Annotated in this window: 15 protein-coding genes and 1 other annotated feature; all 15 genes read right to left on the bottom strand. The window is 40.7% G+C overall.

Going from position 1 to position 14,945, the window contains the following annotated elements; genetic code table 11:
* Positions 1–334: 334 nt before the first annotated feature.
* Complete coding sequence (gene aspS / locus AN619_RS02535) at positions 335–2,122, bottom strand: aspartate--tRNA ligase (RefSeq protein WP_068554803.1); 1,788 nt, start codon at positions 2,120–2,122, stop codon at positions 335–337.
* A gap of 2 nt (positions 2,123–2,124) precedes the next feature.
* Positions 2,125–3,396, bottom strand: coding sequence for a histidine--tRNA ligase (hisS, locus tag AN619_RS02540; protein ID WP_068554805.1), 1,272 nt, complete (start codon positions 3,394–3,396; stop codon positions 2,125–2,127).
* 54 nt (positions 3,397–3,450) lie between these two features.
* Positions 3,451–3,662 (bottom strand) — a binding site (T-box leader).
* 26 nt (positions 3,663–3,688) lie between these two features.
* Positions 3,689–5,203, bottom strand: a complete 1,515-nt coding sequence (hemZ, locus tag AN619_RS02545) for a coproporphyrinogen dehydrogenase HemZ (RefSeq protein WP_068554807.1) — start codon at positions 5,201–5,203, stop codon at positions 3,689–3,691.
* A 15-nt stretch (positions 5,204–5,218) separates the two neighbouring features.
* Entirely contained in the window at positions 5,219–5,401 is a 183-nt protein-coding gene (locus AN619_RS02550; protein ID WP_068554809.1) for a helix-turn-helix domain-containing protein, read from the bottom strand.
* A gap of 68 nt (positions 5,402–5,469) precedes the next feature.
* Entirely contained in the window at positions 5,470–6,099 is a 630-nt protein-coding gene (locus AN619_RS02555; protein WP_157064883.1) for an MBL fold metallo-hydrolase, read from the bottom strand.
* An 11-nt stretch (positions 6,100–6,110) separates the two neighbouring features.
* Positions 6,111–6,560 carry a D-aminoacyl-tRNA deacylase gene (dtd, locus tag AN619_RS02560; RefSeq protein ID WP_068554813.1) on the bottom strand — a complete coding sequence of 150 codons (450 nt, stop codon included), beginning with the start codon at positions 6,558–6,560 and terminating at the stop codon, positions 6,111–6,113.
* 23 nt (positions 6,561–6,583) lie between these two features.
* Positions 6,584–8,752 (bottom strand): RelA/SpoT family protein, encoded by a 2,169-nt coding sequence (locus AN619_RS02565; protein ID WP_068554815.1) that lies wholly within the window; start codon positions 8,750–8,752, stop codon positions 6,584–6,586.
* A gap of 152 nt (positions 8,753–8,904) precedes the next feature.
* Complete coding sequence (locus AN619_RS02570; protein ID WP_068554817.1) at positions 8,905–9,417, bottom strand: adenine phosphoribosyltransferase; 513 nt, start codon at positions 9,415–9,417, stop codon at positions 8,905–8,907.
* Between the two features lie 178 nt (positions 9,418–9,595).
* Positions 9,596–9,970 (bottom strand): LapA family protein, encoded by a 375-nt coding sequence (locus AN619_RS02575; RefSeq protein ID WP_068554819.1) that lies wholly within the window; start codon positions 9,968–9,970, stop codon positions 9,596–9,598.
* Positions 9,971–10,127: 157 nt separating this feature from the next.
* Positions 10,128–11,012: a protein translocase subunit SecF gene (gene secF / locus AN619_RS16270; RefSeq protein WP_068554821.1), complete on the bottom strand. Its 885-nt coding sequence runs from the start codon at positions 11,010–11,012 to the stop codon at positions 10,128–10,130.
* Positions 11,013–11,027: 15 nt separating this feature from the next.
* The gene (secD, locus tag AN619_RS16275) at positions 11,028–12,287 is read right to left on the bottom strand and encodes a protein translocase subunit SecD (RefSeq protein WP_068554823.1); all 1,260 of its coding nucleotides are present in this window, start codon (positions 12,285–12,287) and stop codon (positions 11,028–11,030) included.
* 15 nt (positions 12,288–12,302) lie between these two features.
* A complete protein-coding gene (locus tag AN619_RS02590) occupies positions 12,303–12,815 on the bottom strand; it encodes a gamma carbonic anhydrase family protein (RefSeq protein ID WP_068554824.1) in 513 nt (170 codons plus the stop codon).
* Positions 12,816–12,817: 2 nt separating this feature from the next.
* Positions 12,818–14,176: a thioether cross-link-forming SCIFF peptide maturase gene (gene scfB / locus AN619_RS02595; protein ID WP_068554827.1), complete on the bottom strand. Its 1,359-nt coding sequence runs from the start codon at positions 14,174–14,176 to the stop codon at positions 12,818–12,820.
* Positions 14,177–14,291: 115 nt separating this feature from the next.
* A complete protein-coding gene (gene scfA, locus AN619_RS02600) occupies positions 14,292–14,432 on the bottom strand; it encodes a six-cysteine ranthipeptide SCIFF (RefSeq protein WP_068554829.1) in 141 nt (46 codons plus the stop codon).
* Between the two features lie 67 nt (positions 14,433–14,499).
* Positions 14,500–14,895: a TIGR04086 family membrane protein gene (locus AN619_RS02605; RefSeq protein WP_068554830.1), complete on the bottom strand. Its 396-nt coding sequence runs from the start codon at positions 14,893–14,895 to the stop codon at positions 14,500–14,502.
* Between the last annotated feature and the right edge of the window lie 50 nt (positions 14,896–14,945).

The following is a 14,945-nucleotide window of genomic DNA, read 5'->3' on the forward strand; positions in this document are numbered from 1 at the left end:
GACTTTGCCTCCGGCTTCCTTCAGATTCCACCTCACGATGGACACCCTTGCCTTTGGCTAATGGTTCCCACTGCCAAGCCCATAGCGGACTTTCACCGCCAAGTTACTGCCCATGCCGGGCGCACATAAAGAAGGCCCCTTTCGGCGCCTTCTCTGTCTGTAAAAAAACAATAGGATGAGCGAAACCCTTGAGGTTTCGGCTTCGTCGCGAATCAGTAAGCCGCTTTTTTTTCCTTGTTTTTTATGCAGAAAAGCGGCGCAGGTCTGAGCAGGAAGGCAAATCTCAAGGGTTTGCCTGCAAGTTCCGGAGGACACCTGTCGGTGCCCGCTTGTCTTATTGGTTTTGGTCCAAAACAACTCGTATGTGCAATTCTTTTAATTGCCTTTCCTCAACAACAGAAGGATCCTCCGTCATAGGAGATGATGCATTTTGTGTTTTTGGAAAAGCAATGACTTCTCTGATGCTGTCATTTCCTGTTAACAACATGACTAAACGATCCAACCCATAGGCGATTCCTCCATGGGGTGGTGTACCATATTGGAAGGCTTCCAACAGAAAGCCGAATTTTTCCCAGGCTTGCGCTGTTGTAAAGCCCAATGCTTTAAACATTCTTTGCTGCAGCTCGGTACTATGAATACGAATGCTTCCTCCTCCCAACTCGATGCCGTTCAATACAATGTCATAAGCTTTTGCCCTCACTTGCTCCGGTGCTGTTTCCAGCAATTCCAGATCTTCTTCCATAGGCGATGTAAAGGGGTGGTGTTTTGCCACATATCTTCCTTCCTCCTCATCATATTCGAAAAGGGGGAATTCTGTGACCCAGAGGAGTTTGTACTCGTCTTTATTTAATATCCCCAACTGTTTTGCTATTTCTACCCTTAAATGGCCCAAGGCATCCAATACAACACTGGGCTTGTCGGCAACGAACAGCAACAAATCTCCTGGTTTTCCATCAAATCTTTGGAGGATTTTATCCATTTCTGCATCATGAAAAAACTTTCCGATGGGAGAATTTACACCTTCTTCCGTGACTTTGATCCATGCAAGTCCCTTCGCCCCATAGGTTTTTACGTAATCCTCTAATTTCCCAATATCTTTTCTGCTGAATCGGTTTCCATAACCATTTACATTAATGCCTCTCACGTCTCCACCGTTCTTTACTGTATCTGCAAATACCTTAAAACTGCAATTTTCAGCAATGTCATTGATGCACTTCAGTTCAAACCCAAATCGAACGTCAGGCTTATCGGAGCCGTATCTTTCCATGGCTTCACGGTAGGACATTCTTTGCAATGGAATTTCAATGTCAATCCCCATGGTTTCTTTAAAAATCCTTTGCAGAAGTTTTTCATTTATGGCCAAAACCTCCTCCACATCCACAAAGGACATCTCAATATCAATTTGTGTAAATTCCGGTTGTCTGTCTGCCCTTAAGTCCTCATCCCTAAAACATTTTACAATCTGAAAATACCTGTCCATACCGGATACCATCAACAGTTGTTTAAACAATTGGGGTGACTGGGGCAGGGCATAGAACTTCCCCGGATTTACCCTGCTGGGTACCAGATAATCCCTGGCCCCTTCCGGCGTGGGCTTTGTCAGCATGGGTGTTTCTACCTCGATAAAACCATTTTCATCCAAAAAATCCCTGACAACCTTTGCTACCTTGTGTCTGAACATGAGGTTTTTCTGCATTCTAGACTTTCGCAAATCTAAGTATCTATATTTCAATCGCAGATTTTCCGATACATCATCTTCATCCTCTATATAGATAGGCGGTGTTTGGGCCTCCGACAGAATTTTCATTTCACTGGCAAAGACCTCAATTTCTCCTGTAGGCAAATTGGGATTTACCGCATGCCTTCTCTTCACCACCCCACGGATGGCAATAACATATTCGCCTCTAATTTTTTCAGCTTTTGCAAAGGCTTCTTCTGAAATATCCTTATCAAATACAATTTGGACAATCCCTGCCCTATCTCTTAAATCAGCAAAGATGAGCCCTCCCAAATCTCTTCTTTTTTGTACCCATCCCATTAAGGTGACCTCTTCATCAATATGATGGGGCCCAAGGGTTCCGCACATATGGGTTCTCTTCATATTTCCCAATGATTCTGCCATTTTTATTCCTCCTTGCCTAATCTGTCCTTTAACTCACAGAGAATATTGCTTAATTTTATCTCCACCTGATCACCGGTTTTCATATTTTTCAAAGCCACAGCATCTTTCTCCAGTTCATCTTCCCCTATTACAATGGTATAGGAGGCATTCAACTTATCTGCATATTTGAACTGGGCTTTCAAACTCCTGTTCATATGATCTTTATCGCCTGAAATACCTGCCATTCTCAGTTTGTACAATAACCGTGTAGCCTCTCTTCCAGCCTTTTCGCCCAATGTGGCTATAAAGATGTCTAATCCTTTGGGCCGAGGTATTTCAATATGGTTATTTTCTAAAGTCAGCAATAACCTTTCTATGCCCATGCCAAAACCAACCCCCGGCACCGCCGGTCCTCCCAAAGCTTCCACCAGCCCATCATATCGTCCCCCACCGCATACTGTACTTTGGGAGCCTATTTCATAGGATACGATTTCAAAGGCTGTTCTCCTGTAATAATCCAATCCTCGAACGATTGTGGGATCCACCTGATAGGAAATTCCCATGAGCTCCAAGCTTTCTTTCAAACGCTCAAAATGCTCTTTGCAGTCGGAGCATATATGATCCAGCATCAAAGGAATATCCTTCAGCTCCTCCTTACAGGATTCAACTTTGCAATCGATAATACGCATAGGGTTTCTTTCATATCGATCTTGGCAAGTTTTGCATAAATGGCCAAGTTTGCTCTTTAGAAAGGTTTTTAGTGTTTCATTATACTTTCCTCTGCATTCAGGGCAGCCAATGCTGTTGATCCTCAGTTCCAAGTTGGTGATGCTCAATTGGCGATAGAACATCATCGCAATGGCAATGACTTCCGCATCAATGGAGGCATTATCTGCTCCAAACACTTCTACGCCGAACTGATGGAATGCCCTCAACCTGCCCGCCTGGGGTCTTTCATATCGAAAACAAGGGGTTATATAATACAATTTCGTAGGTTGTGTATCCGCATACAGCTTATGCTCAATGAAAGCCCTCACCACGGGAGCCGTACCTTCCGGCTTCAAGGTGATTTCCCTCCCCCCGTTGTCTTTAAAAGAATACATTTCTTTTTGAACAATATCCGTTGTTTCCCCAACGCCCCTTTTAAACAGCTCCGTATGTTCAAATCCTGGTGTTCGAATTTCCTTGTATCCGAATTTTTCACATACATCTCGAAAAAGTTTTTCTACATATTGCCATTTATATGCGTCACTGGGCAATATGTCCTTTGTTCCTCTCGGTGCTTGTGTAAGCATCATACCCCTCCTCTATTCATTTAGAAAATGAAAAACTCCCCGATCCCACAGTATCATAGGGACGAGAAGTTTATATCCCGCGGTGCCACCCTTTTTGGAAATTCCCACTCCAATTCGTTAACGCCGAACTACGTGCAGTCCTACGATGGCTTTCAGACTGCAAGCTCAAAGGTGTCTTTCGATATAACCTGCAGTATTGAGCTCGCACCAGTCCTCAACTCGCTGAAAAGAGGCTTATATCTACTCTTCCTTATCATCACTTTTTTCATATACTAATTTATATTATTATAATTTAGGTCCTATTGCCTGTCAAGACGGTTTCCTGTTTTTCCAGCTCAATTCTTTTCTTTTCTACCATTTCTTCTACCCTTTGTATATATTGTTCCACATTGGTTACATTAGGAACTCGCTCCAATCGGTTTTCATGGGAATAGTATATCTTTGATATTGCCCCCGCCCCAAGGGCAATAATGGACTGTCTTTCCTCAATAATTTGTATATTGTATCTGCAAGCATGACCCGGCAAACAGTATCCTATATTTTCCAAATTCCCCACCATATATTTCTGTCGGTACATATAATAAGGATGCAATCCCATTTGTCGGGCATATCCTTCTGCAATTCCCAGCATTTTTTTTGCCTGTTCTTCCTGGGCCAGCTCAAATGCTTCCAAGTTTTCCTTCAATTTGGAAGCTTTTTTTACCGCCAATGTATGGACTGTGATATTCTCCGGCTTCATTTCCAACAAATCCTTCATGGTTTCCTCAACCATCTCCGGTGTTTCACCGGGCAAGCCGATGATCAGATCCATATTGATCGTTTGAAATCCCACCGTTTTTGCTAAAGCATAGGCATCCTTGATGGCTTGAGGTGAATGGCTCCTTCCCATTCGTTCCAGGGTAATTTCATTCATGGTTTGGGGATTGATGCTGATCCGGCCTACCCCATGCTCCTTTAGGACCATTAGCTTCTTCCGGTCAATTGTATCGGGTCTGCCGGCTTCTACGGTGATTTCCCTTACCTCACTGAAATCAAAATATTCTTTGACCTCCCTGATGAGCCGATCCAAATCATGGGCCCCTAAGACCGTCGGGGTTCCACCGCCAATATATAGGGTATCTACTTTCCTTCCCAAGCTTTGGAGCAACTTTCCCGTTTCTCTGATTTCAAAATACAGGGCATCCAAATAGGATGATACCAAATCCCTTTTTTCATTCCCCACAGGATTTGACGGAAAAGAACAATAAACACATCTGGTAGGACAAAAGGGGATGCTGATATACAAGCTGTAGTGCAAGGCATCATTTGATTCAAGGATAGCCCTTTCTCTTAGGGCAATTTCCATCACCAAATTTATTTTTTCCCTGCTGATCTTATAATCATCCCTTAACTGTTGCTCAATGGCGTTTCCATCCATTCCCTGATCCATCAACTCATGGACAATCTTGCTGGGTCTGATGCCTGTGAGGATTCCCCAGGGCGGGCTCATATGAAAGTGCTCGGACAAAACATGAAAAATCGATAATTTTATTGCCCTTTTGATTCCTTTGGGTCCCTCATGCCCTAGAGTATCTACATCTTTATAAGATAACTTTTTACTTAAAATCTGCTTGCTCCCACAGAACAAGCCGCATTCAGCTATGACACCTTCTCCTTTTTTCCATAAGCTGCTTACTAATAAAAAGCTTTGGTTATCTCCCAAAGCTTTTTCATTCAAAAATTGAATCCGATTGCCGGGCACAAACAACTTCAGCAGTTCTCCTACCTCGTATTTGTAATCATGCCCTTTCAACAAGACTTTCATCATTTCCATTCCCCTTGCCTAATAATCCTTTTTCATTTCCTGCTTTAATTTCTCTACATATTGTCTATGAACGCCCAATTCCTTTGCAATTTCTTCATCATTAAGGCCGGAATCAATCATGTCCATAAAATCATGAAAATCAATATCCTTCAATCTCTCCCTATTTCGGTTGCTAATATAATCTCCAATTCGTTTTGCCATGGCATAACCTCCCCGAAGAAATCATCTATTGATTATTCTGACCATTCTTCTTCAGGGATATGCATTGTTTATCGATTGATGAAGGGATTCATCATCCTTTCCATACCAATGGTGGTTGCCGGTCCATGGCCTGGCAGAACCTTTATCTCATCATCCAGCACCAACAGTTTTCTTTTAATCGAATCAATAATTAATTCAAAGGAGCCTCCCTCCAAATCTGTTCTGCCAATGGAATTTGCAAACAGCGTATCTCCTGTAAAAACCACATCATTCACTTTGATGCAGATGCTGCCGCGGGTATGCCCCGGCGTATGAATGATATGGAGTTTTAAATTTCCCAGTTCAATCGCATCCCCATCTTTTAATAATGTATCCGGCATGAATTCTATCTTGGGTCCGCTCATGAAGCTCGTAAGATTTTTATCGGCATTGCCCAGCATTTCCCCATCATCTTTGTGGATGAACACGGGAATCCCTTTCTTTTGCTTAATTTCATTCACCGCGCCAATATGGTCCCCGTGACCATGGGTTAAAATGATGAAGACAGGGTCAAATCCATTTTTGTCAATATAGCTTACTATATCGTCCCCATCTCCACCGGGATCGATAATTGCTGTTTTTTTTGTATCTTCACAAGTAATCACGTAACAGTTTGTGGCATATATGCCTGCAAGTATCCTTTCGATGATCAAGACCATTTCCTCCTAAGCTAAAAGGTTTTTTTGCTATCAATCAACAGGGTCACAGGTCCATCATTGCATAGGTTTACTTCCATATGGGCCTGAAATACACCTGTTTCAACTGCTAAACCGCTTTCTCTGCATTTTTCAACAAATTTTAAGTAAAACGCATTGGCTTTTTCCGGCTTTGCCGCCGTGGAAAAACTTGGCCTCCTGCCCCTGCGGCAGTCGCCCAATAGAGTAAATTGAGAAACCACAAGCAATTCCCCACGGATATCTTTTAGAGAAAGATTCATTTTTTCATTTTCATCTTCAAATATCCTGAGGTTTGTAACCTTTTCTACCATATATTCCAAATCTTTTTCATCATCCTCTTCTTCTACGCCCAACAAAACCAAAAAGCCTTTTCCGATTTTTCCTGTGATTTTATTGTCAACTGTTACACTGGCACTGCTGACCCGTTGTACTACTGCCCGCATGCTCTGTCTCCTCTCTCTATTTTTTATGAAGTTACCCTGTATACATCGATAACTCCTTGCATATTTCGTATTTTATTGATTAATTTGTCCAACTGGTTCACATTGGTGATCTCTACCGTCAAATTAATGATGGCAATCTTTTCTCGATTTGTCCGCGCATTCACGGCCGTAACCGTCAGCTTGGTTTCAGACAGCACATTAGTAATCTCCGACAATAAACCTTTTCTGTCTGCCGCAATAATCTGGATTTCTGACTGATAAGATATTTGTCTGCCCTCATCCCATTCCACTTCAATGAATCTATCTACAGCATCCGTTTCATTCACCACATTTACACAATCCTTGCGATGAACGGATACACCTCTTCCTCTCGTAATAAAACCAATAATATCATCCCCTGGTACAGGATTGCAGCATTTTGCAAATCTTACAAGGATATTGTCAATGCCTTTGACTTTTACCCCTTGGGTATCCTTTTTATCTTGTTTTGGCTTATATTGCTTGCTATGCACAGTAAGAGAATCTTCTATGGTTTTTTCTTCTTTTTGGCCTTGCTTGTACATCTCCTTCAACTTTGGAATTACCTGATTGAGCATAATTCCGCCATAACCGATGGCCGCATAGAGATCCTCAATGCCATTAAAATTGAATTTTTTTACCAGTACATTTAACCATTGGGGTTTCAAAAGGGCCTGTATGTCATAGCCGTTTCTTCGAATCTCCTTTTCAAGCATTTCCCTGCCCTTTTCAATATTTTCTTCTTTTCTCTCCTTTTTAAACCATTGTCGAATTCTGTTTTTTGCCTGGGTGCTTTTCACAAATTTCAGCCAGTCCCGGCTCGGTCCGTTGCTGTGGCTGGATGTCAAAATTTCAACGATATTGCCGTTTTTCAACTTATAATCCAAAGGGACAATTCTACCATCAACCTTAGCCCCAATACAGCTATTTCCTACTGCAGAGTGAATTTTATAAGCAAAATCTATGGGCGTTGACCCCGCAGGCAAATCAATGACATCTCCCTTTGGCGTAAAAACAAACACCTCATTGGTAAATAAATCAATCTTCAATGATTCCATAAATTCTTTCGGATCTTTTAAATCCCTCTGCCATTCCAGCAGCTGCCGCAGCCATCTTAATTTATCATCAAAATCTTCTTCCCCGGTTTTTCCTTCTTTGTATTTCCAGTGGGCTGCAATCCCATATTCAGCAATGCGATGCATTTCCCAAGTCCGGATTTGAATTTCAAAAGGCTCTCCCTTGGGCCCGATGACGGTAGTATGCAGGGATTGATACATATTGGGCTTCGGCATGGCAATATAATCTTTAAATCTGCCAGGAATCGGTTTCCACATGGTATGAACAATTCCCAGAACCCCATAGCAGTCTTTTACGGTATCCACAATAATGCGTATAGCTGTCAGGTCAAAAATTTCTTCAAAGGTTTTATGCTGATATACCATTTTTCTATAAATACTATAAAAATGCTTGGGCCTTCCGCTGATTTCAAATTTGATCTGCACACTCCTCAAGGCCTCTTCCAGTTGCTTTATGACCTGATTGATATATTCTTCCCTTTCCCGTCTTTTCTTCGCAACCTTTTCCACAAGGTCATAGTAGCCCTCCGGGTCTATATAACGCAAAGCAAGATCCTCCAATTCCCATTTTATTTTGGAAATACCGAGTCTATGGGCAATGGGGGCATAAATCTCTAAGGTTTCCATGGCCTTTTCTTTCTTTTTATTTTCGTTCATATATTTCAACGTTCTCATATTATGCAAGCGATCGGCAAGTTTAATAATAATCACACGGATATCCTTTGCCATGGCTATGAACATTTTTCGCAAACTCTCTGCTTGCCTTTCTTCCTTGGTCTCATAGGTCAGAGTTCCAAGCTTTGTAACACCTTCCACCAACAGGGCAATTTCCTCGCCAAACTCTTTTTTGATCTGGTCATATCCATACTTTGTATCCTCAATGACATCGTGCAATAAACCCGCTATAATCGTAGAATCATCCATCTCCAACTCTACTAAAATTTTCGCTACTTCCACGGGATGTACAAAATATTTTTCCCCTGACTTCCTAACCTGTCCTTCATGGGCATTCTCTGCAAAATTATATGCCTTTATAATTAAGCTCAAGTCACTATTGGAATTATACTGCTGAATTTTCGCCAATAAATTCTCTAACATTTTATCACCTTGTTTGTACTACATAATTATGGAATCATCGCTTTTTAAAAAATATTATATATATTATATAACAAATGTTATGAAAAAAATAGTAGACAATCCACAAATTTGTCAAAAGATATAGAATAGTGGTTGGATCTCCAACCACTATTCTAATACTGAATCAAAGCTTTCACATCATAACCTTTTAACAGTTCTCTCCCGTTCAAATAAGTAAGTTCTATCAAAAACAGTACCCCTGCAACTTCTCCACCCAATTCTTCCACCAGCTTGATCGTAGACAAAATAGTTCCGCCCGTAGCCAATAAATCATCAGCAATTACGACCTTCTGACCGGGTTGAATGGCATCCTTATGTATTTCCAATATATCGCTGCCATACTCCAGCTTATATTCAGAACGAATGGTTTCCCCAGGCAGCTTTCCTGGCTTTCTGACAGGTACAAATCCCTTTTTCATCGCATAGGCCAAGGGCGTCCCAATGATAAACCCTCTGGATTCAGGGCCGACAATTAAATCAAATTCCTTGTCCTGTAAGTCTTTTGCAAATTGATCAATGGCATATCGAAAGGCATCTGCATCCTTCAATAAAGTAGTTATATCCTTGAAGCGGATCCCCTTCTCCGGAAAATCCGGTATTACTCTTATTTTTTCTTTTAAATCCATGTCAATTCCTCCTCGTGTTTCTGAAGTTGAAATAGGCAAAGGTTTGTTTTGGTAAAAGGCCATAACCCTGAAAAACGGATGTATCACCATGAAACCATAAACAGATTCCCTTTCTACACGTCCCTTCTACTTAGCACTCACAACCTATTATATGATATATTCCCAATGCATTCAATAGTTAGATTCTTTCATTATTTTCTGCTGTCTTTTCCCGGATTTCCCCAGTCATTTCTAAAGATTTTTCCATAGCACCCTCTTCATTTTTTTTGTTGCTGCATGCTGCCAGCTCTTCCTGCAAATCGCCGTTCTCTTTTTCCAGTTTTTTGATGTGCCCTTCCAATTCGCGGATTTTTAAGGCATGGGTAATTTGCCGAAAAATCCCTAAAAAAGCTACAATGATTGCCCCTAAGGCAGCTGAACCCAAAATCACAATTGCTTGAGAAAATTCGTATTTTCCCCAAAACCACTTGATGATAACCGGATCCGAGTTCATTACGGCAAATAATGCCACTAGGATTGCAAACAAAAGTGAGATAATAAACCAAATTTGCATAGAATCACCCCATTATAAAAATCGTTCATAACATTGAACTTATTCTGCAAAATATGTTTTTCTCCTCTAAGATTTATTCATTTTATAGATGGAAATCTATATCTTCAGAAAAAAAGGCAATAATATGCTATTGATATTATTGCCTTATCAACGATTCCTATGATATTGTTCGATATTTCCCTCTATTTTTCTCCCAATTTTTCCAGATTACCCAAATGGGGCTTGCGATGAAAATGGAGGAGTAGGCACCTGTTGCAATTCCGGCAATTAAAGGAAGGGCAAACTGTTGAATCGATTCTACTCCCAAAATATACAGGGTTACAATCGTAAGCAAAGTTGTCAATGAAGTATTGATTGATCTGGATAAGGTTTGTGTAATGCTTTGATTGGCAATTTCCCCATAGCTGGCTTTTCCCATAAATTTGATGTTTTCTCGGATCCTGTCGAAAACAACGATGGTATCATTGATGGAGTAACCCACGACCGTCAGGATTGCAGCCACAAGAGAACTGTTCATGGGAATTTGAAATATGGCATAGATGGCAATCACAACCAGTACATCATGGATTAACGCAATGATCCCGGCCACGCCAAACTTAAATTCAAATCTATAGCTTATATATAAAAGCATACCTGCAGCAGCTATAATAATGGAAAGCAAAGCCCTTCTGCTGATTTCGCTGCCAATTGCAGGGCCAAACTGCTCTGCCTGTCTAAAATCTTTATCCGTTAAATTATATTTTTCTTTAAAAGCATCAAATATTTCCTGTCTCTGTTCATTGTTTAAATCTTTTTTGGTCTTGATAATAATCTCTTGTTTCTCATCACCGGCATGGATAATATCTGCATCTAAAGCAAATTTCGATGTAATATCCTTTGCTTCATCCACGCTGATGGTTTTGCCAATATGAATTTGCATCATTGTTCCGCCAGTAAAGTCAATTCCTAAATTAAAACCTCTGAACAATCCCACTAGCAAACCAATCACAATCATGGCAATAGAAAGACCAAACCATAATTTGCTTTTTTCTACAATTTTCACTGTATCCACTCCTTTCTACGCCCCATATAATTTCGTGTTTCTAAATACATCAAAACTGATAAATAATTTTAAAAGTATTTTAGTAACAACCACAGCAGTGAACATGCTGGCAAAAATACCGATCATCAGCGTCACTGCAAAACCTTTGATCGGTCCCGAACCAAATTGGAACAACACCAAGGCTGCAATGACTGTGGTGATATTGGAATCTATAATTGTTGTTAAGGCCCTGGAAAATCCTGCATTTACAGAGGCTCTCAAAGTTTTTCCGTTCTTTAATTCTTCCTTAATTCTTTCAAATATGATGACATTGGCATCTACAGCCATACCGATGGAAAGGATCAATCCAGCAATACCCGGCAATGTAAGTGTCGCCTTCAGGGCAACCATTGTCCATAAAACAATAGAAGTGTACAGCACCAATGCAATGTCGGCAATCAAACCTGGCAATTTGTAGTAGACCAACATAAATAGAAAAACCAGAATAATGCCAATTGTTCCTGCATCGATGCTTTTGTTTAAGGAATCTATCCCCAGGGTCGGACCTATGGCCGATGTCTGTACCTCTACCAAATTCACCGGCAATGCTCCTCCCCTGATAAGGGCTGCCAATTCAGAAGCCTCTTCTAATGTAAAATTTCCTGTGATGAGTGCTTTGCCGTTGGGTATCTCATTCTGTACAGCTGGTGCTGAAATAACATCGTTGTCCAGTACGATAGCAATGATTTTGTCATTGATGTTTGTTGCCGCTGCCAGTTCCCTTGTGGCCTCTTGGAATGCCTTTGCCCCTTCGCTGTTCAATTCGAGGGCAACCGACGGAATGTTTCCGCGGTCTTTTTCAAATACCACTTCTGCATTTTTTACCTGACTTCCTGTAATAACCACTTCTCCGTTGGGTTTTATAAATTGAAGCTGGGCTGTTTTTCCGATGGCTTCAATAGCATCACTGGCATTTTGAGCACCCGGTAGTTCAACCCTTATTCTTTTTTCACCTTCACGAACAATATTGGGCTCTGTTAATCCCATAATATTTACTCTGCGCTCTATGACTTCCTTCGTCTGATTCATGATTTTATCCAAATCATCACCAGTGGCATTTGTCTCTGCCTCTAATACCACAAATACGCCGCCTTTCAAGTCCAGTCCCAATCTCATGGATTCACGGATAGGATTGATTTTTACATTGCCTATTTCCAATCCATAGATGCCTATAATAGCAGATGCAGCGATAATTGCCAATATCAGCAACAAGGCCAATACATTTTTAAAGTTCATCCCCATTCACCTTCCCTATCTGTTTTCTTTCTTATGGGCATTTGCCAACTGTACATATTTTTCGGCAGATCGCCTTAAATGTTCCTTTTCCTCTTCTGTAAGCCCTCTGATCACCTTTGCCGGTGAGCCTACAACCAATGAATTCGAAGGAATTTTTTTTCCTGGCGGAATCAAAGATCCAGCACCGATGATTACATAATCTCCAATCTCCGCCCTGTCGAGAACAATCGCTCCCATTCCCACCAGTACGCAATTGCCGATGGTACATGCATGGACAATCGCCCCGTGGCCCACTGTAACATAATCTCCGATAACCGTGGGCATATCATCATTTATATGCACGGTACAATTGTCTTGGATATTAGTATTTTCGCCGATGGTAATTTCATTGCCATCCCCGCGAATCACTGTTCCATACCAGACATTTGCATTTTTCTTCATGTTTACTCGTCCAATCACTACGGCGTTTTCTGCTATATAACAGCTTTCATGGATCTGGGGCTTATTTCCCTGATATTCCAAAATCATTTTCATGCCTCCCCTTTCATCAATTTTGCCTGTATAAAGAGTGAACATTCAATTCTCTTTTTTTCCATTTGACAGCCAATTTCGTAGGGTATATGGATATCCTTGTGGAAATGATAAGCGTTGGCATGGCAACCTCCACTACAATAGAATTTTGCCCAGCATTCATTGCACTTTTCTTTATTATACACATGGGCATTGCCAAAGGAAATTTGCAGTTCCTTTTCAAATTCTCCATGTAAAATATTTCCCATCCGGAAGGCTTCATTTCCCACAAATTGATGACACGGATAGATATCTCCCTCCGGTGTGATGGCCAAATACTCTGCTCCTGCGCCGCAACCTGTAAGTCTTTTGATCACACAAGGACCTTGAGATAAATCAATCATAAAGTGAAAGAAATGAAAGTCTTGTCCCATCTTATGCCTTTTTACATATTCTCTGGCAAGGGTTTCATATTGTTCAAAAATATAGTCCAAGTCCTCTTCCCGAATGGCATAGGCTTTGTCTGCCTCTGCCACCACAGGTTCCACCGAAGTATTTTTAAATCCCAAATCCGCCAAATGCAATACATCGGAAGAAAAATCAAGGTTATCCCGTGTAAAAGTCCCTCGTACGTAATAGCTTTTTCCATTTCGCATTTCCGCCATTTTTAAAAGTTTAGGAACAATCATGTCATAGGTTCCGTTGCCGTGGATTGTATATCTCATATTATCGTTTACTTCTTTTCTTCCGTCTATACTTAAAACCACATTGTCCATATGTTCATTGATATACTGCATATTGTCCTCATTCAGCAAAACCCCATTGGTTGTCAAAGTAAATCTGAATCTTTTTCCCGTTTCTGCCTCTCTTTTTCGCCCGTAATTCACAAGCTCCTTTACCACATCAAAATTCATAAGGGGTTCCCCGCCAAAAAAGTCCACTTCTAGATTTTTTCTTGCACCGGAGTGCTCAATTAAAAAATCTAAAGCTTTTTTCCCCACGTCCAGCGGCATAAGGCTTCTTTCTCCTTTAAAGTTTCCTTGGGAGGCAAAGCAATATTTGCATCGAATATTGCAGTCATGGGCTACATGAAGACATAATGCTTTCACAACCGGTTTTCTATTTAGAAATGCAGGATGACTGGAATAGCCATCTTCTGTAAACAATAGTCCTTCAGATTCCAAGGTCCTAATCTCATCGATGGCTTCTCGTATAGATTCCTTGGGATACCTTCCAGCAAGCAAAGCGATGATTTCATCGTTATTTTTTTCTCTATAATAATTCAATATATCATAAACAATTTCATCAACCACATGAACAGCGCCGCTATTCACATCTAGAACGATTCTTACATCGTCCTGTTTAAATTTGTGTATCATTCATGCTCCTCCCTTTAATTGATATAAACCACTATTCTATTGTATATAAACTTTTTTTCTATGACAAGTAAAAAAACAGCAACCTCAATGCTATTGCTGTTTTTTTAGGTATGTATTATTTATTTTCACATGTTTGATTCGCAACTGTACAGGATGTTTTACAAGCCGATTGACAAGACGTTTGACACTCTCCGCATCCGCCTTTTGCCGCACTATTTTTTAACGTTGCATTTGTTAATGTCTGAATATGCTTCATCCTTTTCTCCTCCTCTATCGTAATTTCTACTAAATTATAACATAAACCTATCTTTTATAAAAGCCATTTATTTTAAATTTACACCGATCATGCCGCCAATACCGCCTGCCGCCATTCCTGTCAGCATCTTGTAAAGCATCAGCCTTCCCACTGAAAAATCATCTAAAAAAACCCACCCTATTGCAGTGATCAACAGCACAAAGGATAAACCTGCCATGGCTCCGTGGAACCATCCCTTCCTTTTTAACTTGAACCCTGTGTACATGCCGCCCATGGCAACGCTTATTACCATGACAATAGAAGTTACAATGGGGATAATCGCTTCAGATATACTCGTATATGTAATCAATAAAGCCATTAAAATAAACGCAAAGATAGAAAAAATACAGGCGGAAAGGATTCCCTTCATATACACTGTCAATATACTGGTTTTTCGGATGTCAACTCTTTTATTGGATTGCAAGATCATCACCCCACTCAGGAATTCTTATATCATATTTATGCCGGTATATT

The sequence above is a fragment of the Thermotalea metallivorans genome, assembly GCF_001562415.1.
Taxonomy (GTDB): Bacteria; Bacillota; Clostridia; order Peptostreptococcales; family Thermotaleaceae; genus Thermotalea; species Thermotalea metallivorans.

Excerpts from the sequence above, each read along its gene's own strand:
- AN619_RS02575 (WP_068554819.1), bottom strand. The coding sequence starts at position 9,970 with ATGCAAATTTGGTTTATTATCTCACTTTTGTTTGCAATCCTAGTGGCA.
- AN619_RS02565 (WP_068554815.1), bottom strand. The coding sequence starts at position 8,752 with ATGTTAGAGAATTTATTGGCGAAAATTCAGCAGTATAATTCCAATAGT.
- hisS (WP_068554805.1), bottom strand. The coding sequence starts at position 3,396 with ATGCTTACACAAGCACCGAGAGGAACAAAGGACATATTGCCCAGTGAC.
- scfB (WP_068554827.1), bottom strand. The coding sequence starts at position 14,176 with ATGATACACAAATTTAAACAGGACGATGTAAGAATCGTTCTAGATGTG.
- aspS (WP_068554803.1), bottom strand. The coding sequence starts at position 2,122 with ATGGCAGAATCATTGGGAAATATGAAGAGAACCCATATGTGCGGAACC.
- secD (WP_068554823.1), bottom strand. The coding sequence starts at position 12,287 with ATGAACTTTAAAAATGTATTGGCCTTGTTGCTGATATTGGCAATTATC.
- scfA (WP_068554829.1), bottom strand. The coding sequence starts at position 14,432 with ATGAAGCATATTCAGACATTAACAAATGCAACGTTAAAAAATAGTGCG.
- hemZ (WP_068554807.1), bottom strand. The coding sequence starts at position 5,203 with ATGATGAAAGTCTTGTTGAAAGGGCATGATTACAAATACGAGGTAGGA.
- AN619_RS02550 (WP_068554809.1), bottom strand. The coding sequence starts at position 5,401 with ATGGCAAAACGAATTGGAGATTATATTAGCAACCGAAATAGGGAGAGA.
- AN619_RS02555 (WP_157064883.1), bottom strand. The coding sequence starts at position 6,099 with ATGGTCTTGATCATCGAAAGGATACTTGCAGGCATATATGCCACAAAC.
- AN619_RS02590 (WP_068554824.1), bottom strand. The coding sequence starts at position 12,815 with ATGATTTTGGAATATCAGGGAAATAAGCCCCAGATCCATGAAAGCTGT.
- dtd (WP_068554813.1), bottom strand. The coding sequence starts at position 6,560 with ATGCGGGCAGTAGTACAACGGGTCAGCAGTGCCAGTGTAACAGTTGAC.
- AN619_RS02570 (WP_068554817.1), bottom strand. The coding sequence starts at position 9,417 with ATGGATTTAAAAGAAAAAATAAGAGTAATACCGGATTTTCCGGAGAAG.